At 72.4% G+C, this 20,886-nt stretch carries 13 protein-coding genes and 2 pseudogenes; 6 read left to right on the top strand and 9 right to left on the bottom strand.

Annotation, left to right across the window (positions count from 1 at the left end; genetic code table 11):
• The first annotated feature begins 55 nt into the window (after positions 1-55).
• Together ACFVX4_RS15620 and ACFVX4_RS15615 are read left to right on the top strand one after the other, a co-directional pair.
• Entirely contained in the window at positions 56-1,903 is a 1,848-nt protein-coding gene (locus ACFVX4_RS15620; RefSeq protein ID WP_389976715.1) for an HSP90 family protein, read from the top strand.
• A 2-nt stretch (positions 1,904-1,905) separates the two neighbouring features.
• Positions 1,906-4,845: a hypothetical protein gene (locus ACFVX4_RS15615; protein WP_389976712.1), complete on the top strand. Its 2,940-nt coding sequence runs from the start codon at positions 1,906-1,908 to the stop codon at positions 4,843-4,845.
• An 879-nt stretch (positions 4,846-5,724) separates the two neighbouring features.
• On the opposite strand, the gene ACFVX4_RS15610 is transcribed toward ACFVX4_RS15615, so the two are convergent.
• The 5 genes from ACFVX4_RS15610 to ACFVX4_RS15590 are packed head-to-tail and all read right to left on the bottom strand — an operon-like array spanning position 5,725 to position 12,146.
• Complete coding sequence (locus ACFVX4_RS15610) at positions 5,725-6,798, bottom strand: macro domain-containing protein (RefSeq protein WP_389976709.1); 1,074 nt, start codon at positions 6,796-6,798, stop codon at positions 5,725-5,727.
• Positions 6,799-6,854: 56 nt separating this feature from the next.
• On the bottom strand, positions 6,855-7,520 hold the full coding sequence (locus ACFVX4_RS15605) for an RES family NAD+ phosphorylase (protein ID WP_389976706.1): 666 nt from the start codon (positions 7,518-7,520) through the stop codon (positions 6,855-6,857).
• Positions 7,517-8,200: a hypothetical protein gene (locus tag ACFVX4_RS15600; protein WP_389976703.1), complete on the bottom strand. Its 684-nt coding sequence runs from the start codon at positions 8,198-8,200 to the stop codon at positions 7,517-7,519. The genes ACFVX4_RS15605 and ACFVX4_RS15600 overlap by 4 nt, the downstream gene beginning before the upstream one ends.
• On the bottom strand, positions 8,197-11,592 hold the full coding sequence (locus ACFVX4_RS15595; RefSeq protein WP_389976700.1) for a CHAT domain-containing protein: 3,396 nt from the start codon (positions 11,590-11,592) through the stop codon (positions 8,197-8,199). Before ACFVX4_RS15595 ends, ACFVX4_RS15600 begins: the two co-directional genes overlap by 4 nt.
• Positions 11,589-12,146, bottom strand: coding sequence for a hypothetical protein (locus ACFVX4_RS15590; protein WP_389976697.1), 558 nt, complete (start codon positions 12,144-12,146; stop codon positions 11,589-11,591). The genes ACFVX4_RS15595 and ACFVX4_RS15590 overlap by 4 nt, the downstream gene beginning before the upstream one ends.
• Before the next feature lie 314 nt (positions 12,147-12,460).
• Between ACFVX4_RS15590 and ACFVX4_RS15585 the strand changes: the two genes are divergently transcribed.
• On the top strand, positions 12,461-13,687 hold the full coding sequence (locus tag ACFVX4_RS15585) for a serine hydrolase domain-containing protein (protein WP_389976694.1): 1,227 nt from the start codon (positions 12,461-12,463) through the stop codon (positions 13,685-13,687).
• Between the two features lie 27 nt (positions 13,688-13,714).
• Here ACFVX4_RS15585 and ACFVX4_RS15580 read toward each other — a convergent pair whose 3' ends face one another.
• Positions 13,715-14,395 carry a phosphotransferase gene (locus ACFVX4_RS15580; RefSeq protein ID WP_389976691.1) on the bottom strand — a complete coding sequence of 227 codons (681 nt, stop codon included), beginning with the start codon at positions 14,393-14,395 and terminating at the stop codon, positions 13,715-13,717.
• A gap of 194 nt (positions 14,396-14,589) precedes the next feature.
• Here ACFVX4_RS15580 and ACFVX4_RS15575 point away from each other — a divergent pair.
• From ACFVX4_RS15575 to ACFVX4_RS15565, 3 genes and pseudogenes are all read left to right on the top strand, one after another.
• A pseudogene (locus tag ACFVX4_RS15575) lies at positions 14,590-15,099 on the top strand (S1 family peptidase); the annotation flags it as partial.
• Positions 15,090-15,704: pseudogene (locus tag ACFVX4_RS15570) on the top strand (carbohydrate-binding protein); the annotation flags it as partial. The pseudogenes ACFVX4_RS15575 and ACFVX4_RS15570, both read left to right, overlap by 10 nt.
• Before the next feature lie 215 nt (positions 15,705-15,919).
• A complete protein-coding gene (locus ACFVX4_RS15565; protein ID WP_266417564.1) occupies positions 15,920-16,168 on the top strand; it encodes a hypothetical protein in 249 nt (82 codons plus the stop codon).
• Here ACFVX4_RS15565 and ACFVX4_RS15560 read toward each other — a convergent pair.
• From ACFVX4_RS15560 to ACFVX4_RS15550, 3 genes are all read right to left on the bottom strand, one after another.
• On the bottom strand, positions 16,131-17,825 hold the full coding sequence (locus ACFVX4_RS15560; protein ID WP_389976687.1) for a bifunctional 3'-5' exonuclease/DNA polymerase: 1,695 nt from the start codon (positions 17,823-17,825) through the stop codon (positions 16,131-16,133). The genes ACFVX4_RS15565 and ACFVX4_RS15560 overlap by 38 nt on opposite strands.
• Positions 17,826-17,960: 135 nt before the next feature.
• Entirely contained in the window at positions 17,961-19,019 is a 1,059-nt protein-coding gene (locus ACFVX4_RS15555) for a type III polyketide synthase (RefSeq protein WP_389976684.1), read from the bottom strand.
• A 632-nt stretch (positions 19,020-19,651) separates the two neighbouring features.
• On the bottom strand, positions 19,652-20,857 hold the full coding sequence (locus ACFVX4_RS15550; RefSeq protein ID WP_389976681.1) for a cytochrome P450: 1,206 nt from the start codon (positions 20,855-20,857) through the stop codon (positions 19,652-19,654).
• Between the last annotated feature and the right edge of the window lie 29 nt (positions 20,858-20,886).

Raw genomic sequence — 20,886 nt, 5'->3', positions numbered from 1 at the left:
CACGCCGGTCCCGGTCCCTCCCGCCACCCGTCGCCCCTCCCACTCCGGACTGCCGATGACTCTGCCCGACACCGCAGCGACCCCGGCCGGCGCCGATCGCACCTTCCAGGTGGATCTGCGCGGCCTCGTCGATCTCCTCTCCCACCACCTCTACTCCAGCCCCCGCGTCTACCTGCGCGAACTCCTGCAGAACGCGGTGGACGCGCTGACCGCCCGGCACGGCCTCGAACCGGACGCCCCCGCCGACGCCTTCGGTATCCGCCTGTACGCCGACGGTGCGGTGGTACGCGTCGAGGACGACGGCGTCGGTCTCACCGAGGCCGACGTGCACACCTTCCTCGCCACGATCGGCCGCAGCAGCAAGCGCGCCGAAAGGATCGCCGAGCAACGTGGCGACTTCATCGGTCAGTTCGGGATCGGCCTGCTCTCCTGCTTCCTGGTCGCGGACGAGATCCAGGTCCTCAGCCGCTCCGCCCGCACCCCCGACGCACCCGCCGTGGAGTGGCGGGGACGCGGCGACGGCAGCTACACCGTCCGCACCCTGCCCGCATCCGCCCGCCCCCGGCCCGGTACCACCGTCACGCTGACGCCGCGCGCCGACACGGGCGAGTGGACCCGGCCGGCGCGGGTGCACGCGCTGGCCCGGCACTTCGGCTCCCTGCTGCGCCACCCGGTGAGCTTCGACGACGGCACGGGTGGTCCGGGCGCATCCGTCAACCCCGAGCCCGCGCCCTGGGCACGTACGCACCCCACCCCGGGAGCCCGTTCCCGCGCGCTGGCCGCGTACGGCGAGGAGGTCTTCGGGTTCACGCCGCTGGACACCATCGAGCTGGACCTGCCGGCCGTGGGCCTGAAGGGCATCGCGTGCGTGCTGCCCGAGGCGGTGCCGACCGGGCGCCGCCACGGCCATCGCGTGCACGTCAAGGGCATGCTGCTGTCCGAGCAGGCCGAGGAGATCCTGCCCGAGTGGGCGTTCTTCGTCCGCTGCGTCGTCGACGCCGAGAGCCTGCGTCCGACGGCGTCCCGCGAGTCCCTGTACGAGGACGACACGCTCGCCGCCGTTCGCGAGGCCCTCGCCGAGCGGCTGCGTGCGTGGATCGCCCGAGCCGCCGCCAGCGATCCGGACCTGCTCGCCCGCTTCCTCCAGGCCCACCACCTGGCCGTGAAGTCGCTGGCGGTGCACGACGACGAGATCCTGCGGATGCTGCTGCCCTGGCTGCCGTTCGAGACCACCGACGGGCACGCCACCCTCGACGAGTTCGCGCGCACCCACCGCACCGTGCTCGTGACGTCGAGCGTGGAGGAGTTCCGGCAGGTCGCGGCGATAGCCTCGGCCGCCGGGCTCGGCGTCGTCAACGGCGGCTACACATACGACCGTGAACTGGTCCACCGGCTCCCCGAGATCAGGCCCGAGGTCAGCGTCGCCGACCTCGACCCGGCGACCCTCACCGCCCATCTCGACCCCGTCGACCGGGAGACGGAACTGGCCGCCATGGCCTACCTCGCCCTGGCCCGCGACGCCCTCGCCGTCTTCGACTGCGACGTCGCGCTGCGTACCTTCCAGCCCGCCTCCGCCCCCGCCCTCCTCGTCGACAGCCGCGAGGCCCGGCACGAGCGCACCCGCTCCCAGCTCGCCCGTGAGCAGGAGGGCGGCCTGTGGGGCGACATCCTCGGCGCTCTGCGCCAGGAGGCCCCGCGGGCCCAGCTGATCCTCAACCAGCTCAACCCGCTGGTCCGCGCCGCCGTCGCCATCGACGAGCCCGAGCTGGCCCGTACCAGCGCCGAAGCCCTCTACGGGCAGGCCGCGATGCTGTCCCGGCGCCCGCTCAGGCCCTCCGAGTCGAGCCTCATCAACCGCTCCTTCCTCGACCTTCTCGCCCACGCCCTCCGGAAGGACAGCTGACGATGCCGACCGCACCCCAGACCACCGACGAGCTGTACCAGGCGCTCCAGGAGAACGACCGGCGCCCCTACGGTCGCCCCCGCACCGTCACCGCCGAGGAACTCGTGGACGCCGCCGAGCAGTTCGCGGAGCCCGCCCCGCTCGTCGACGCGCTCTTCGAACTCCACGAGGCGTACACCTACGGCTCCGAACCCCGGAAGTCGCCCGTCGTCTTCGCCCGCCTGCTCACCCTGTTCGACGAGCAGCCCGATGTCTTCGACGAGCGCCGGCACCACACGCTGTTCTGGCGGTTCAAGTGGGTGGCCGGCGCCCTGTGCGAGCTGCCCGAGGTACCCCTGGCCAGCCTGCGCCAGTGGCTGACGGAGATGCGCGAACGGTACGAGAAGGCCGGCCTGGGCCTCCAGCCCTACTACGGACAGGCGTTCCAGCTCGCCGTCCACGTCGGCGAGGACACCATACTTGCCTACGAGCTGTGGGCGGGCCGCCCCCGGACCCGGCTCAGCGACTGCGAGGCCTGCGAGATCGGCGAGCTCGCCCTGCACCACCTCGCGGCGGGCGACGACGAGCGGGCGCTGGGCGCCTGGGAGCCCGTCCTGGCCGGGAAGGAGTCCTGCCAGGAGGAGCCGGCCCGCTCCGTCTCGCACGCGCTGCTGCCCCTGCTGCGCACCGGCCGTATCGACCGGGCCCGCGAGCTGCACCTCGCCGGCTACCGCGGCTGCCGCCGCAACCCCTCGATGTCCCGGGAGGTCGGCCGGCACCTGGAGTTCTGCGCGCTGACCGGCAACGAGGCACGCGGCCTGGAACTGCTCGCCGAGAACCGGAGCCTGTTCGACGAGGTGGACTCGCCGCTGGACCTGTCCGACTTCCTCACCGGTGTGGAGGTCCTCCTCCAGCGCGTCGACCACCTCGGCCACGGCGAACTGCCCGCCGCCGGATACGCGGGCCGCACCTGGACGGTGGCCGGACTGCGCGCCGAGGTGCGCAGTCGCGCCGACGACCTCGCCGCCCGCTTCGACGCCCGCAACGGAACCACGGCCCACACCGACCGCCGCAGGGCACGCCTCGACCGTGCCCCGCTCCTGGACGCGCTGGAACTGACCCTGCGCACCCGCGGCCTCGACGATGTGACCCCGGCCGCCCCGGTTGCCGCGCCCGCCGCCCGTACGGCCGCCGCCGTCCCGGAGCCGCTGCCCGAACTCATCCGCCATGCACGGGAGTTGGACGAGCAGGGGCACCCGGGTGCACAGGCCTGCTGGGCGCGGCTGCGCACGCTCGTCGCCGCCCGCGACTACACCCACCCCGACGACCCGGCCGTGGGCCCGCTCGTGCGGCTGCGCGCGGATCTGCTGACCGACGAGGCGACCCGGGCGGGCGAGAAGGACGAGTTCGCCGATGCCGCAGCTCTCCACGAGGAGGCCGCGGGTCTGTACGACGACGCCGGAGTGCCGGGTGACGCGGCGATCGCCCGCGCCTGCGCCCTGTTCGCCGCCGCCGAGATCCCCGCGGAGGGCGAGGGCGCCGACGGGGCCGAGGAGAAGGCCGCCGCGCTGACCGCCGCCCACGCGTCCGTGGTCCGCCTGCACGAGGAGACGTCCGGCCTCGCCCCGTACCAGGAGGCCCGCCTGCTGCGGCTGCGGGCGACCGCGCTCGGCATGCGGCTGCAGACGTCGGGGAGCGAGGAGCACGTCGCGCCGGTCTTCGCCGAGGTGGACCTGCTGCACGCGTTCGCCACCCGGCACGACCTCGTCGGGCAGATCTCCGGCGCCCTGCTGCTGCGGGCCGGCACGTACGCCCTCTCCGGCGACCTGCCCGCCGCGGTCACCGGGATCGATGGCCTCCTCGGCCGGCTGAAGGAGCACGGCCCCGCCTGGCACCTGCCCCGTACGCTCGGACTGCGCGGCCGGCTCCAGATCGGACTCCAGGACGCGCAGGCCGCGCACGCGGACCTGACCGAGGGCCTGCGACTGGCCGCCGACTGGCCGGCCGGCGTGGTCGACGCCGCCCGCCTCCACGGTGATCTGGCCGAGGCCTGCATGCGCCTCGGCCGCCCCGACGAGGCACTGCGGCACCTGACGCGCTCGGCGGAGCTGGACCTGCGCGGCGGCAGCCGGACGGACGCGTTCTGCACCTACGGCAACGCGGCCCAGCTCTGCCTCGACCTGGGCCGCGTCGAGGACTGCATCGCCCTGCTCGACTCCCTCCTGGCCGAACCGGACGTCGCCGCCGGAGAGCTGGACGACCGGCTCCTCGCTCAACTGCGCCTGACCCGCGCCCGCGCGCTGCACGAGGGGGAGGACCTGAAGGCCGCCGCGACGGAGTTCGTCGCCCTCGCGGCCGAGTCGGCCGGCTGGGACGACGACCCGGGGAGCCACGCCATGATCGCCGCGGAGACGGCCGTACTCCTCGGTGAGTCCGGCGAGTTCGGCCGGGCCCGCGAGGTCGTGGACCAGGCACTCGCCGCCCACGCGCGGGCCCCGCGCTATGAGCAGCTCAGCAACTGCCTGCGCGAACTCGCCCGCCTCCAGGCCGAGCAGCAGGGCTCCGACGGCCTGGCCGATGCCCTCGCCCTCCTCGCCGAAGCCGGCCGGATCGCCGACGAGGCCCGCGCCGCCGAGTACCAGGCCCGCGGCCGTTCCCTGGACACCGCCCTGGCTTACGAACACGGGCGGGTCAATGCCTACGCCGGTGAGTGCGATGCCGCCCTGGCCGCCCTGGAGAAGGCCCTCGCCCTGCTCGGCGAGCCGGGACCGGAGGAGGAGCACGCCGGCGAGTGGGCCGAGTGCGTCCGTCTCGCCGGTGCCGTGGAGGGCATCTACCTGGAACGTCCCGCCCCCGCCCTCAACCGGCTCGACGCGGCGGTCTCCCGCCTGACCGCCCTGGGCCAGACCGAGGAGGCCGAGCCGCTGGCCTCCTTGGCGGCCCGGCTGCGCGACGGGGAGTGACGCGGCGGGCGCGGTGCTGAGGAATCCGTTCCGGCCCCGGCGGTGACCGGCCGCCCCGACGTGCGGGCAGCGGCCGTCCGGGCCCGTGAAGGGCACAGCCCCGGGCGTGAAGTCGCTGTGACGTCATGGTGGTTGAGCCGTCGTCGAGGCCGCCCGGCCGTTTGATCGCAAAGGGCCAAAGGGCCGGAACGACCGGTCGGCGTGGACCCGGGGATGCGATGAAGTTCCGGCGGGGCGGCTCCACGTCGGCTTCGCCGAGTCGGCCCACCCGGGGAGGACGGAGATCGTCGTGAACGATGCCCGACGCGAGGGGCCGGACGCCGAATCCGCGCTCCTGGAGCTCCGCCAGGCCTTCCGCCGGGCCGTGGTGGCGCTGGAGCAGGTGGACGACGGCGCGGGCGGCGCCCACGCGCTCGGTGCGCTGCCGGATCCGCTTCGCCGGGCCCCGCGGGGCCGCCCCGCAGCACCGCCGCCGTCTGGCCTCCGCCGTCGGTGCCCGCCCCCGACAGCGCCGCCGCCCGTATGTCCCAGGCGTGCTCGGCGGCCCGCAGCACGGCCGCCGCGGACTCCCGGTCGGCGTCGGTCGGATCCCCCAGGACCGGGTCGCCGTGCATCTGCCATCCACAGTCCGGGCAGCGGGGTTCGTCCCCGTCAGGAGTTCCGCACACCGGACACGCACGATCATTTTCGCCGATCAATGATCCTTACCTCTCCGATCGCAGAGCCAGTCGACCTTTGAAGCATGCAAGTGCCACGGACGCCTACATGAAGCACACGGGTTCCGGATTCCTCTTGATCTCCTTCATAAGGCGAAGGGAAAAGAAGAGCCTGGGGAATTCCACGGCCGGTGGACGGCCGGAATTCCCCTGGTGGTTCCAGTCAACAGGAAGGTCCGGGCGGGGACTGGTCGCGGTGCGGGCGGATCCTGGTGGGCAGCCGTTCGAGGAGCGCGGCGGCGGCCGGGGTCCGGACGACGAAGTGGAGATCCCACTGCGCGCCCCGGGCCAACTCCGCCTCCACGGCGGGCCACATGGCAGCCAGGCTGACCTCGTACGGCAGGCCGCCGCGTCCCGAGCCGAGCAGCGGGAAGCACACCGAGCGCAGCGGTGGCGTGAAGTGGTCGTGCTCGTCCGCGAGGATCGCGAGGACACGGGACGTGGCTCGGGTGATGTCGGCGGGAAGCACGTCGTAGTCGTTGGTGCCGGCCCGGGGCACGGCGACAGCCGCGTGGTAGATCCGGCGTATCCCCTGGCTCGCGAGGGCGCCGGGGTCGGCCGCGGCCACGGTGCCGGGGAGGACCGGGCGGCCCGAAGTGCCCTGCTGGGCGGTCCATTTGCGCAGGCCTTCGAGGACCGGGTCGTCGTGCACGTCGCCGGTCACGCCCTGGACCGCGCCCGCTCGGCGCAGCGAGGCCGAGACGGAGGACTTGTACGGTTCGGGCAGCCCGAAGTGCGTATTGCTCGGCGAGACCACCACGTCGACGTTGCGCAGCAGGTCGACCGGGTGGACATGCAGGGTGAGTCGGACACTGCGTCCGGCCGCGCGGACGTCCACGTGCCGGTGCGAGGACCCGCTCCAGTCCTGTGCGGCGCCGCCGTCCGCCAGCTCCACGATCTGGTCGGCGACGTGCCCGAGGACCACGAGTTCCTGGTGCTTGCGGAAACGCTCGACGCTGACCCCGTAGACCTGGGCCGCCCGGCTTCGCCGTGACGAGGGCGCCCAGTCCCGGGTGCCCTGTGCCAGGCCGAGGGTGTACTCGGCAGCCGTCCGCAGGGTGTCCGTGTCGATGCGCGCCACGGCGAGCCGCAGCAGTCCCTCGACCGATCCGTCCGGTGTGCGGGCGGCGGCCGCACACCGGAGGGCGGAGAGCGTCAGGTCGCGCAGTCTGACCGGTCCGGCACGCCGAACCTGCCTGAGGTCCGCCAGAATTGACTCGTGGTCAATGAGTGGCATGTTGTCACGATGGCACCGCTTGCGTGCCGCCACAAGCGATTGGGTGGCACGGGCGATCAGCTGGTACGGGGCGGCACGATCGCACTGCGCAGCGGGGCGAGCAGCTGGTTCGTCTCCGCCACACCGGCCGGGGAGCCCATGTCCGGGATGCCGTTGCCCGGCACCGCGGCGAGCGGCTCGCCCGCGCACCGGTCGTGGAAGAGGACCGATGCGAGGTGGGGCCGGTTGCGCCGGGACTGCCAGATCAGGCCCATGGTCCCGGGCTTCTGGGCCCGGATCTCGCTCGCCCAGCGACGGGTCTTCGCGTAGCGCTCGCCCTCCGCTTCGAGCAGCCACGAATCCTGGCACACGGCGGCCAGGTCCGCCTCGGTGACCAGCGAGACCAGCGCGAGTTCGCAGCGGGTGCGCAGCAGGGTCAGGGACTTGCCCCGGACCGCGGCGTACGGGATCAGACGCATCCCGGCGTCCTGGTCGAACTCAAGGGAACGCAGCAGGGTTTCGGCCAGTGCGGTGGCCGGGGTGTCGGCCAGGTACAGGTACTGGTACGGGTCCGACTCGGTTCCGTCGAAGCGGTTGCCGCCGAAGTGGGCGTCCACCGCGATCGGGTTGAACTGCTCGGCCGGCCGCTTCGTCCTGTGCATCCGCCACAGCAGCGTACCGGCGGGGAGCAGGCGGCTGTTGGGCCGCAGCACGAAGGCGGACGGGGGAAGGGTTCCGGTCATCGGTCTCCCTCCACGAGAGCCGTGGCGGCGCCCACCAACTGCTCTTCGGGGAGTTCCCCGAGCAGCGATGCGGGCTTTCCGCCGAGCCAGACGTTGCCGCTCAGCCACCAGTCCGCGGCGCCCCAGGGGTCGGTGTCGGAGAGGAGGATGCGGTTGACGCGGAGGACGACGGGGATCGGCCCGCCGGCCGCACCGGCGAACTGGAAGGACGGGTAGCGGTCGCCGTGCTCGGTGTCGTCGAGGCGGATCAGCTCCGGCGGCGGTTCGTCGAGGCCCGCCGACTGGCAACGGGCGTCCACGACCGGGTGGTCGAGCGCGGGCTCCGCCAGCAGGCGGGCCTGCACCGCACGGATGATGGCCGCCGTCCCCGGCGCGGGCCGCGGCTCCGAGATGCGTACGAGGAGTGACCGCGCACCGGCCACGGCGGCCGTCGGCACGGTCGCGGCCCCGGCGTACCGGACGGAGTCCAGGGCCAGTTGCACCGGGTGGTCGAACGGCAGGGGAATCAGGGCGAACTTGACGCCTTTCAGGGCCCTGAGCACCGACTTGTTGTCTTCCACCGCCGTCTCGGCGAGCGCACCCAGCCGCGCGAGGAACAGTGCGTACTGCTCGTCGTCGAGCGACTCGCGGATGCTGTCCCAGTGCTCGCCGACCAGGTCGAGAAACTGTTCCGGGTTCATGCGGCTCCCTCCTCGGATGCCGTCGCTGCCGTCGCTGCCGTCGTTGCCGTCGTCTGTCCGGGGCCGGGGTGCCCCTGGTGGATGAACGCCGCCCAGACCGGGAGGCGGTCGAGTCCCGGGCGCTGGATCTCGCGCAGCAGCCCGCCGCTGAGCGAGCCCGGATTCCTGCGGTCCGGGTCGAGCATCCACAGCTGTGCGGCCCTGAGCGCGTCCGCCGGCCCCTGCCCCTCGACCGCCAGGTAGTGGTGGAACACCGCCATCATCAGCGCCGAGGCTCCGTCCTGGGCGGTCCACCGCGACCCCACCACATTGCGTGCCCCGCCCGAGACGAAGGATGTCGTCAGGGTCAGGGCCTCGTCGTGGTCACGGGTGCTGAGGTCGGTCTCGCAGGCACTCAGGACCACCAACGGGCCGTGCGGGGCGGATGCTTCGTCGGACGGCCGGTCGAGAAGCCGTGTCACGGTCAGCATGCCCAGGTCCGGTACGGCCCCGGGACCGCCCTCCTCGGGCGGCAGCATGTCGGTGCCGTCGGGGAAGGCGAGATGCAGTGCCGACACCGTCGGGCGCACTCCCGCCGAGCCGTGCGAGGCCACATGCAGCAGCGAGGGGGACTCGGAGAGCAGTGCGAGGACCTCGTCGGGCGTGCCGGTCGCCACCGGCTCGACGGGCGGTTCGTAGAACTCGCCGTACATCCGCGCCCGCGGGTAGAAGGCCTCGTGGAGCGCCGCGGCCTCCCGCTCGGCGTGGGTCAGCTCCTGCCGGGGGTCGGCGATCAGGACGGGAGCGGCGGCCGGGTCGAGCCGTGCGCGCTTGATCGTCTGCAGCAACTGGCCGCCGGACGACGCGTAACTGATGACGACGTTCTGGCAGACGTAGTCGTGCGGCGCCGCCGCGGGCAGGCGTGCCGCGTGCCAGGGGACGACCCCCAGCCGCCCGCACGGCACCAGGACGATACGGAGGGGGCCCGGACGGCGGTCGTGGCCGGGCGCATCGGAGTCGAGCCGACCCTCGACGGCGTGGAGAATCTCTTCGAGCCCCGCGCGGTACGCCCAGCCGCACAGCTCCGACAGGGCCTCCTCCCACGCCTGTTCGGCTGCCGGACGGCCGAGCTGCCGGGAGCGCGCGGCGGCTGCGTCGAGGTAACGCTCAAGAGGTGCGCTTCCGGTGTGCGACAGAAGGGGAAGGCCCCCCACGCCGACGCTGTGGTCCGGGCCCACGACGATCCCCACCCCGGGTGTCTCGCCCTCGCCGGGAAGCAGGTACACGAGCGCGTCCGCTCCGGCCTCGGCGAGGCCGTCCGCCAACTCGTGCACCGTGGGGGTGGTGAACAGCCGCTGCTGCCGGTGGCCGAGCGCCTCCAGGGCGCGGCGGCGCAGGGTGCTCGGCAGTTCACCCGGCGGCCCGTCCTCGGCGTCGGCATCCCGTGTGCCGGAGGTCCGCCATGCAGCGGCGAGCTCCTCGTGCCCGCGTGCTTCGAGCAGCTCCGGCACGGCTCGTGAGGTGGATGCCGCGTGCAGCACCAGGGCGCGGCCCAGCTCCAGAGCGGCCAGCGCATCCTCCACGCGGCCCTGCGAAGCGGCCCAGACGGCGGTGCGAACGCCGCGTTCGGCGCCTGAGCGTGCCGTGAGCAGGCCGTGTTCGGCGCCGCGCTGGAGAATGACGTCGCCCGCCAGTACGTGCAGCGCCTCCAGTGCGGTGTCCGTCGCCGCGGCCTGGACCGTCGCGTCCTCGGTATGGTGCCGGCGGGCACGGTAGGCCACCGCCAGCTGCCACAGGGCGTCCGCGGCGAACCAGGGTTGCCGGCCCTGCCGGATCTCGTCGCGGATGCGCTCCAGTTCACCGATGAGCGGGGGGAGATGCGCCGGGTCGTGGGTGAGGCCGTACTTGAGGGCCAGGGACATCGTGGCGAGCCACTGCTGCCCCCTCGGCGCGTCGGAGGGCGCGGGGGCGTGGTTCCGGAGCAGTGTCGCGTCGTTGGTGACCCTGGCGCGCAGGGCGTCCGGGCCGAGGCCGGCCTGGTCGACCAGGTCCCGGAAGAGCGGGGGCAACGAGTCCGCTGCCGCGGTGGCCTGCTCGAAGCAGTCGGCGCCGCGCAGCATCATGTCGCCGTCGTCCGTCAGCATGCCGAGCGTGATGCAGGACTGGGCGAGACCCGCCATGACCAGGTAACGGAGCTTGTGGTCCCGTGGGGTCTCCGTATCGAGCGCGACGAGTTCGGCGTGGATGGCGCGCACGGCCCCGACGTCCTCCGCCTCGTGAGCGGTGCGGAGCCGGACGCTGAGGGGCACCACGCGCAGGAGGACCGCGAATTCGCGGTCGATCGGATTCGTGGGGTCCGGCGTGAACAGACCGTTCCGGTCGCCCAGTGTCTCCATGACCGTACGGCCGAGCGCCCCGTCGTGGAGGCTGCCGCCGGTCGCCTGCCCCAGCTGGAGCAGGGTGGCGCTGAGCATCTCCAGCTGGGGTCCCAGCTCATGGCCGGACGGCATCAGCCCGTGCGCGTCGCGAAGCCGGCCCAGCGCCTGGTCGAGGGTCTGCGGATCGCCGCTCCGGAAAGCGGCGAATGCCTCGAACAGTGAGGGGACGACGGCGTTCATGGCGGTGAAGGCCTCGGTGCCGCCGGGGGGCGGACCGGGAGGCGGACCGGGAGGCGCGGGGGCTTCCGCGCGCGCGGCGGGTTCCGGCTCTGCCGGCGGGTCGGACAGGTCCGACAACAGGTCCGTCACCTTCCGCAATTCGTCCTCGTACGGGACCCCACCGGACATCGCTTCCATGAACGCGCGCATGGAGCGGACGGGGGATTCGGGCCCGGCCAGCTGCGCGAGCACGGCGCCCGTCCGCCGCAACTGCTCATGCTGCTCCGGCGGCAGCGGCAGCTCCTCGACCTCGTCCAGCAACTCCCGCATCTCGACCACGGCGGCAGCCATCCCCGCAGGACCCAGCTCGGCGCGCCAGTCGAGCAGACCGGACAAGGAGGGCGGCTGATCACGGCGAACCTCCTTCTGCGGCACCGGCAGCACGAGGGACAGCAGGGACAGCGCGGCCCATCGCCGGTCATCCGCGTCCGTCGCCGCCCCGGTCGCCGTCGCCGGGTCCCGGGCCTCCCGCAGCAGCCGCCGGGCCCGCTCCCGGTCCGCCGGCACCCCGCCCCTGGCGAGGTGACGCATCGCCAGGACGGAACCGAGCTGGACCGTCACCGTGGCACGCAGTTCCGCGTCGTGCTCCAGCAGACGCATCAGCTCGTCGAGTTCGGCGATCGATCCGTCGTACACGTCCGGGCCGGCCCCGGGGGAGCCCGGCGGGTACAGCCGCAGCGCCCGTTTCGTGGCGGCCATCGCCCAGGCGCGCAGCGCCCGGACGCCCCCGTTCTCCTCGGTCTCCGGGTCGGTCACACGTCCCCCTCGGCCTGCCGGTCGTCCCTGCCTGGTCCCCGTAGTTCTTCCCGCATCTCCCGCCGCAATGTGCGCAGCCGGTCCCACAGCGCGTCGATGTCGGCCTTCGCGGCGGCCGGCGAGTCGCCCGGCCGGGGTATCCCGTCGGCCAGGCGCAGCAGCCTGCCGTACAGCGCGCCCAGACCGTGGCTGACCTCGTCCGCGATGCCGAGGATCCGCTCCGGCAGCCGCAACTGGGCCTCCGCGTGGACCTCTCGGTGCAGATCGCGGGCCTCGACGAGCCGGTCTCGTACCGGCCCCGGGTCCTCGGTGCCGCCGAGTGCGTGGAACTGGTCGGTGAGGGCGGCCAGATACTGGCGGGCGGCCGTGTTGAGCGCGACACAGGTCGAGTGCCGTGCCTCGGCCTCACTGCGCCGCGCCCGCAGTCGCTCCGCGCGCGCGTGCTCGCGCTGCCGGCTCCGGTCCGCGGCGCGCTGGGTCAGCACGGCGGACAGCAGCGTGCCGACGACTCCGATGAGCGCGACCGCCGCGGCGGTCGCGTTACCGACGTCCACGCTGCCCCGACCGGGGCGCTCGCACCTGGCTGTCTCCACTCACCCTGCCAGCGAAGCAGCACGGCCCGCGCGGCGTGAAGCCCTGTCCCAGAGAGCGCCCGGTTCACAACCGGCATACGCCCGAAGTCACGGCATCCGATGCGCGATACGGCCCGTTGCCGGGGTCACTCCGCCTGCACGCTTTTGATCTCTCACGCAGCTCTCACGCAGCTCTCGCGGAGCGCCCACGGCCTCGGGCTCGTCGGGTCGCCCGGTCGGTCGCGACGGCCTAGGCTGCTGGTGGAGCTCTGTTCTCTCGTGACGGGAGTCGGCCCATGATGCGCTCGAACAGGCGACTGCGCAGGGGGGCCGCAGCCGCAGCGGCGGCCGGGTTGCTGGTTGTTTCGGTGCCGGCGGGGACTGCCTGGTCGGAGGGCACCCTGTCACCCTCCGCGACCGCTTCGTCCGCATCGCCCGCCGCTTCCGCGGAATTCCCGCAGCTCACCCCCGCCGTGGCCAGGGAGCTGGACCGGGCGGTGCAGCAGGTTCGGAGCGATGCGCGGGTGCCGGGTGTCATGGTCGGGCTGTGGGCTCCCGGCAAGGGGAGTTACGTCCGTGCCTTCGGGGTCGCCGACAAGAGCTCGGGTGCGCCCATGTCGACCGGTCTCAACATGCGGGTCGGCAGCGTGACCAAGACGTTCACGGTGACTGCGCTGCTCACCCTGGTCGACCGGGGGAAGGTCGGTCTGGACGATCCGATCGGGAAGTATGTGAAGGGTGTTCCCGGCGGAGACCGGATCACATTGCGCGAGCTGGCGGAGATGCGCAGCGGGCTCTTCAACTACTCCATGGATCCGGACTTCTTCAAGGCGCTGACGAGCGACCCGCAACGGCCCTTCACGCCGCAGGAGTTGCTTGGCTACTCCTTCAAGCACCCCGTGCAGTTCCAGCCGGGTGAGAAGTTCGAGTACTCCAACACCAACGCGATTCTGCTGGGGCTCGTCGTGGAGAAGGCGAGCGGCCGGCCGCTGGCGGAGTACCTCCGGCGGAATGTCTTCGAGCCGGCGGGCATGCACCACACGTTCCTGCCGCGCGGCGCGGAGTTCCCGGCCCCGCATGCCCAGGGGTACACCGGCCAGACGGCGAGCGGCAGGACCGAGAACGCCACGGACTGGAACCCCTCCTGGGCATGGGCCGCCGGAGGTGCGATCTCCGACCAGCGCGACCTGCGCACCTGGGCCCGGGTGCTGGCCACCGGCACTCTGCTCAGCCCGGCCACCCAGGCCGAGCGGCTGAAGACGGAACCCAGCAATCTGCCGGACACCGGCTATGGCCTGGGCATCTTCAATGCTCATGGCTGGATCGGGCACAACGGCTCGCTGCCGGGGTACGAGGCCCTGGTCGTCTACCTGCCGGAGTCGAAGGCGACCCTGGTCGTGCTCCTCAACACGGACACCGACCACCAGGGGTCGGAACCGAGCACCCTCTTCGGCGAGGCGATCACCCGCATCGTGACCCCGCAGCACGTCTATTCGCTGCCGGCCCAGCCTGCTACGCAGTGAGCCGGGCGAGGGGCTTCGGATCAGGGCTCAGGTCGTCAGTTCTTCGATCAGGGACGTCGCCCGGCCGATGAGGTCCACCTCGTGCGGGCTCATCGTCGGGTTGGCGGCGCGACGCCGGGCGGCCTCGGCGAGGTGATGGGCGGGGATTCCGCCGGACGCGGAGAAGTGCGGCACCAGGGCGTCCAGCAGGGAGCGGGCGCCCGACGAAGCGGGGGACCGGGGGTCGACCGCCACCTGGGCCAGGATCAGGGACGACATGGCCCGGTCCGTGGCCGGAGCGCCCTCCCTGGTGTTGCTCCAGTCGATCACCACCGGGCCCCGGTCCGTCAGCATCACGTTGCCCGGGTGCAGGTCGAGGTGGAGGATCCGGTCCTCGGGGTGCGGGGAGAGCCGGGCTGGGACGGTGTGGAGTTCGTCGAGCAGGCCGGCCAGCATGCTGCCCGCGTCGGCCGCCGACAGGTCGCCGGTCAGTAGGGAATCCAGCATCGTCGGGCCGGTCAGACGTTGCAGCACCAGGTCGCAGGGGGGTGTCTCCGCGTCCCGGGGGCCCAGACGGGGGACCGGGTAGCCGTGTGCGCCGAGGTAGGACATGACCATCCATTCGGGAGTGGCGTCCATGCCGTCGCGGTAACGGCGCAGGACCCACTTCTCATCGAGTGCGTACACATCGGCGGATCGTCCGGCACCCAGTAGCTCGCCTATTCGCATGGGGCGAACCTACGGGGATCGGCGGCGTATGTGGATGTCCGCGGCCCGACTACGGAGCAGGGAGCCCGTTGTCGCTGGTCAGGGGCCCCATATCGCGAAGTGAGGGGGCGAATGGGATCTCCTGGGGATGACGTGTACGCGGCTACCTTGGCGGCAATTCCCCCGAAGCCAAGGAGAGTTCCGTGGAGAGATCCATGTTCCGCAGACGTGCCCTGGCCGCGTGTACCGCCACCGTGGCCGTCGGTGTGCTCGCGCTGGCAGGTCTGACCGGCAGCGCATTCGCCGATCCGGCTCCCCACCTCCGCACCCCCACCCCCACGGGGACCGGGCAGCTCTCGCCCGGTCTGCTGGAGGCCATGCGACGCGACCTCGGACTGACCGCCGCCGAGGCGCGCGTCCGGATCGGCCACGAGACCCGGGCGGCGGCCGTCGCCGCCGGGTTGAGGCACTCCCTCGGCGCGGACTTCGCCGGTGCCCGGGTGAGCGGTGCCGACGCGGCCCTGACCGTGGCCACCACCGACGCCTCGGACGCCGCCCGGATCCGCGAGGCCGGTGCCAGGCCCGTCGTCGAGCACAGTCAGGACGAACTCGACGCGGCCAAGGCCGTGTTGGACCGGGTGGCGCTGCGCGAGGCCCCCGAGGGCGTGCCCGTCTGGTACGTCGACGTGGCGAGCAACCGGGTCGTCGTGCAGGCCGCCCGCACCCCCCGCTCCGTACGAGCCTGGTGACCGGCAGTACGTCCGGTGTCCGGCTGACCGTGAGCGGCTATGCCTTCGGGCGGGCCTGCAAACCCGTCCCCGGAGTGCTCCTGGACTTCTGGCAGGCCGACACCAACGGCGCGTACGACATGAGCGGATTCGCCTTCCGCGGGCACCAGTTCACCGACCAGTCGGGAGCCTTCGGCCTGACCACGATCGTGCCGGGGCTGTACCCGGGGCGTACGCGTCACATCCACGTCAAGGTCCAGGCGCCCGGCTCGGGCATCCTGACCACCCAGCTGTACTTCCCGGACGAGCCGCGCAACAACACCGACGCCCTCTTCGACCCGGCGCTCCTGATGAACGTCCGGGACGCCGGATCGGCGAAGGAGGGGACGTTCGACTTCGTCCTCGACCTCGCCCAGACCCCGACCGACCCGCCCGCCGACCCGCCCGCCGACCCGCCCGGCTCCACCTGGGCAGCCGGAACGCTCTGCAGCGCGGGAGACCGCGTCACGTACGGTGGCGTCGCCTACCGCTGTCTGCAGGCGCACTCGGCCATGGCCGGATGGGAACCGCCGAACGTCCCCGCGTTGTGGGAACGCGGGTAGACACGCAGCGAAGCGGGGCACGCGCCGCGCCGGGTCCGGGCCGGGAACGCTCTCCGGCCCGGACCTCTCCACGTTCCCGGACCTCTCCACGCTCCCGGTCCCCGCCGGGGCGTTCCTGCCGAAGGCCGGGAGCCGGGCAGCGGAGTAGCCTGGATGCGTACGGCTCCAGGTGAGCCGCTCGGGTCGGCCTGCGCATCGAAGGGGGCCGGTATCGCATGGACACCTTGGTCATGGTCGTGGTCGTCCTCGCGATGATCGCGATGGCGGCGTTCGTCATTCATCTGCTCAACGCCCGGCACCGGCATCAGCATCTGCGCCCGGCGCACTACGACCACGGGCTGGCCGGGTTCGACGAGGGACCGGGCGCCGGTCCTGGCCGGGGCGCACGACCGGCTTCCGGGCCCGCTCCGGGGCCGGAGACGGGACCTACTTCGCGTCCGAATAACGCCCCACCACCGCCGTAGTGAACGGAAAACGCACCGGCGTCTCGCCGAAGGCGGTCCGCCCGGCCAGCTCACCGGCCGCCCGGATCGCCTCCACCACGGCCTCCGCCTCCTCCTGCGGACAGTGCACGATTACCTCGTCGTGCTGGAAGAAGACCAGCTCGGCCCGGAGACCGGCGGTGCGGAGCGACTGGCGCAGGGCGGCCAGGAGCAGCAGGGCCCAGTCGGCCGCGCTGCCCTGCACCACGAAGTTGCGCGTGAAGCGGCCCCGCGCGCGGGCATTGGACGATGCGTAACCAGGGGTGAACTCGCTTTCGGCGGAGGGAGGTTCGGCGCTCTCCTGCGGGATGCCGGCCTCCTCGTCCGTCCCGCTCCCGGCCGCGGGGGGACTGGTCCGGCCGAGCCATGTCCGTACGAGCCGTCCCTCCTCGCCCGCCTTCGCGGCATCGTCGACATAGGCCACGGCCAGCGGGAATCTCCGGCGCAGGGCGGCCAGGTTCTTCAGGCCGTCGCCCGAGGTCTGGCCGTAGACCGCGCTCAGCAGCGCGAGCTTGGCGTGGTCCCGGTCGCCGTGGAACGCACGGTCCGACAGCGCCGTGTACAGATCGCCGTCATGGCCCGCCACCTCCATCAGGCCGCGGTCGCGGGAGATCGCGGCGAGCACCCGGGGCTCCATCTGGTCGGCGTCCGCGACGACCAGGCGCCAGCCCTCGTCGGCGACGACCGCCTGCCGTATCACCTTGGGGATCTGCAGCGCCCCTCCGCCGTTGGTCGTCCAGCGGCCGCTGACCGTGCCGCCCGGCTGGTACTCCGGGCGGAAGCGGCCGTCGCGCACCCAGTCCTGGAGCCAGCTCCAGCCGTGTGCCGTCCAGATCCGGTACAGCTTCTTGTACTGGATGAGGGGTTCCACCGCCGGGTGGTCCAGCTCCTTCAGCTCCCAGCGGCGGGTGGACTTCACCTTGAGGCCGGCCTGCGCGAAGGCCTTCACCACGTCGGCGGGGAGGTCGGGGCGGACCCGTCTGCCGAAGGCGGCCGACACCTCGTCGGCCAGCTCGGCCAGTCTGCGGGGTTCGCCGCCGCCCGCGTAACGCTCGCCGAGCAGATCGTGGAGGACGTCCCGGTGGACGTCGGCGCGCCAGGGGAGGCCGGACCGGTTCATCTCGGTGGCGACCAGCATGCCCGCCGACTCGGTGGCCGTGAGCAGGCGCATCCTGTCCGGGTGCTCGGTGGTGTCGTGGCGGCGGAGCTGGTCGGCGTAGACCTGGAGCAGGTCGTCGAAGGGCAGCTGCGCACCGGACCGGGGCTCGAAGAGCGAGGACTGGGAGCCGGGCTCCGCGGAGCGGGGCGGCGGATCGGGCGGCACGGGGGCGTTGCGCAGGCGGGCGTGGGCGGCGGCCGCGGAGCGGGGCTCGCCGAGGCGGCCCTCATGGGCGAGGAGGAGGGATTCGGCGACCTCGATGTCGTAACAGCGGCTCACGGGGACATCGGCCGCGAGCAGACGGGGGTAGATCTCGGCGGTGGACCGCCAGACCCAGCGGGTGACGTCCGGGCGGGCGCGGACCGCCGCCACGAGGTCGGGTTCGGCCACGACCGGGGCGGCGGGCAGGCCGGTGGGGGCCAGCGGGGCGAGGAGGGCGCCGCCGGTCTCCGTCATGGCCAGAGCCCAACGTTCGGTCATGTCGTCGAGTCTGGCACCCGGCACTGACAACGGGGTGCGGCGCGCGGGAGGGCACGGTGACCGGGCGGCGCGACGGCCGTCCCCCGGCCCGCAGACGCCGGGGGACGGCTCTGCGGACCGGGTGAGCGGGGGGCGTCAGGAATCGGATGCGGAAGTCCAGGTACCCAGGGAGATCTCGGCGGTGATGCCGGGGCCGAAGCCGGCCATCAGGCCACGCTGGCCGTCGAGAACCGATGCCTCGTCGAACATGCGGCCCAGGGCGTCGAGCACCACGGCGCTGGCTATGTTGCCGTACTCGGTGAGGGTGGCGCGGCTGAAGCGGAACGCCTCGGGCGGCACGTCCAGGAAGTGGCTCAGGTCGTCCAGGATGCGTGGGCCGCCCGCGTGGATGATGTAGAAGTCCATCTTGCCGGCGTTCCACTGGTTCTCCTCGGCGACCGCCTCCAGGGCCGGTGCGAGGGGCTCCATCGTTCCGGGCACCCGCTTGTCGAGCTGGAAGTGGAACCCGGTGGAGCGGACCGCGTACGAGATCCAGTCCTCGGTGGCCGGGATGATGTACGAGCCGTTGCGCTCCAGTCGTACTCCCGTCCCGCCGCGGCCCCGCAGCACGACGGCGGCTATGCCGTCGCCGAACAGCCCGTTGGACAGCAGCGATCCCACACCCAGGTCGGTGGGCTGGTAGCACAGTGAGCAGAACTCGCAGGCCACGATCAGCACATTGGCGTCGGGGTAGGCCGTGCAGTAGTCGTGGGCCCGGTTGACGGCGGCGCCGCCCGCGGCACAGCCGAGTTGCGCGATCGGCAGCTGCCGGGTCTCCGGCCGGAAGCCCATCTCGCCGATGAGCCACGCGGTCGGCGGCGGCATCATGAAGCCGGTGCAGGAGACGTAGACGATCAAGTCGATCTGCTGCGGGTCCAGTTCGGCCTGGTCGAGCGCCTGGCGCACCACTGCCGGCACCCGGGCCTTGGTGTGCTCCTCGTAGGTGATGCTGCGGGCGTCGAAGCCCGGGTGCTGCAACACCTTGTCGATCGGCTGGATCAGATGTCGCTTCTGCACCCCGGTGTGTTCGATCAGCCGAAGGACCAGGTCGATCTGCGGATGGTCGCCGTGCAACCGTTGAGCCAGCTCAAGGGTTTCCTCGTTGGTGATGACGTACTCGGGAACCGCGATGGCCGGCTTGCAGAGAACCGCCATGGAACTCCTCCTAGCGGACATGGTCCACGCGGCCGGGCCCGAAGGGTTCCGGGGCGTTCGCCTACCGGAGACGGCCACTGCGGCTCCGTACACGCGGCGTCGCGCGGACGTGGAGCGCTGGTGGATTCCGGCGCCGGGTCAGGTACCCCTGGAACGGGCGCGGACGGGCCGACCGTCGAAGACTGAGTTCTAGGGCGTGTTCTAAAGTCCCGTCTGTCTCGCGGGGTCTGACACGCACGCTCGCCGCGTTGCCGAAATGCCCTGGTAGCTCCGCTACGAGGGCGCCCCGGCGCCTTGCGATCGCACGCGCCAGACCCCGCGAGACCCGCCCTCCGGGCGAACGACGCTACTTCTAAAACACGCCCTAGCCGTTCGTGGGCGGAAGCGGATCCGCCACGGCTGGGGTGGCCGTCGGGATCACGTTACGGCAGGCGGATCGGGGCCGCATGTCGAGCGTGCGGCAGGGCCGTGCGGCAGGACTTCGCGCCGGAACGCTCCGGAGCGCCCGGCGCCCCGGAGCGTTCCGGGTTGCCGCCGGCCGTGGGCCGGCGCATCATCGATGACGGCCCGGCGTCGGCCACGGCCACGACGGGTGAGACACCCACGACGGGCGAGTCACCCGCGCCCCCGGATCACCAGGTGACGGGCAGTTCGAGGGGATAGCGCCAGATCGATGTCTTGTTCCAGCGCACTTCCTCGGCCGGTGTCGCCAGCTTCAGGGCGGGGAAGCGCTTCAGCAGCGTTCCGATGGCGGTCTGGAGCTCCACGGCCGCGAGCGGGGCGCCGAGGCAGTGGTGCCCGCCCCATCCGAAGGTCATGTGGGACGGCCCCTGACGCTCCAGGTCCAGCTCGTCGGGGCGGTCGAACTTCCGGCCGTCACGGTTGGCCGTCAGATAGGAGACGTGCACGATGTCCCCCTCCCGGATCCGCACCCCGCTCAGCTCCACGTCCTCGGTGGCGACACGGGGGATGCCGACGCCCTTGCGGAAGGGGATGAAGCGCAGCAGCTCCTCGATGGCCTGCGGGAGCATCTCGGGGCGGTCGCGCACCATGGCGAGCTCGTCGGGCCTGGTGAGCAGCGTGTAGGCGATGTTCCCGATCTGGTACGTGGTGGTGTCCTGGCCGGTGATCAGCAGGACCATGGCCATGACGGTCAGTTCCCGGTCGTTGAGGATCTCGTCCCCGTCGCGAGCGGTGGCCAGCGCGCTGATCAGGTCGTCGCCCGGGTTCGCGCGCCGCTCGGCGGTCAACGTCTCGAAGTAGGCGCGGAGATCGGCCTTGGCGCGTACCGCGGCGTCCTTGTTCTCGACGGTGGTGTCCATCATGGTCCGGGCGTGGGCGCGCAGTTGTGCGCGGTCTGCCTCCGGAATGTCGAGGACCTCGCAGATGGTGGTCAGCGGCAGCGGGGCCGCCAGATGCTCGAACAGGTCGGCGGGGGGGCCGTGCTCCTCCATGCGGTCCAGCAGCTCGTCGACCACGTGCTGCGTGCGTACCTGCATGCGCTCCATGTGGCGGGGCGCGAAGCCCTTGGAGATCAGGCTGCGCAGGCGGCTGCTGCCCGGCGGGTCCATGACGTTGATCGCCTCGTCCTGGACGATCGGCTCGGGGGTCATGCGCGGGAAGTTCCGGCCGATGATGGCGCTGCGGCTGAAGCGCCGGTCGGTGGTCACCGTACGCACGTCGTCGTAGCCGGTGACGAGCCATGCCTCGCCGTCGCCGTGCGGGAGGCGGATGCGGGAGACGGGTTCTTCGGTCATCAAGTGCCTGAGCACCGGGTCGAATTCGAGGGCCTCGGCGTAGTCGAACGGGCAGTGCCGTGCGCCGGCGACTGGTTCCATGCGGAGCTCCAGATGGGGATCTGACGGGT

The organism is Streptomyces sp. NPDC058240 (assembly GCF_042882135.1).
Taxonomy (GTDB): Bacteria; Actinomycetota; Actinomycetes; order Streptomycetales; family Streptomycetaceae; genus Streptomyces.
Note: the sequence above shows the minus strand (reverse complement) of the source record. Positions and strands in the feature narration are given on the sequence as shown.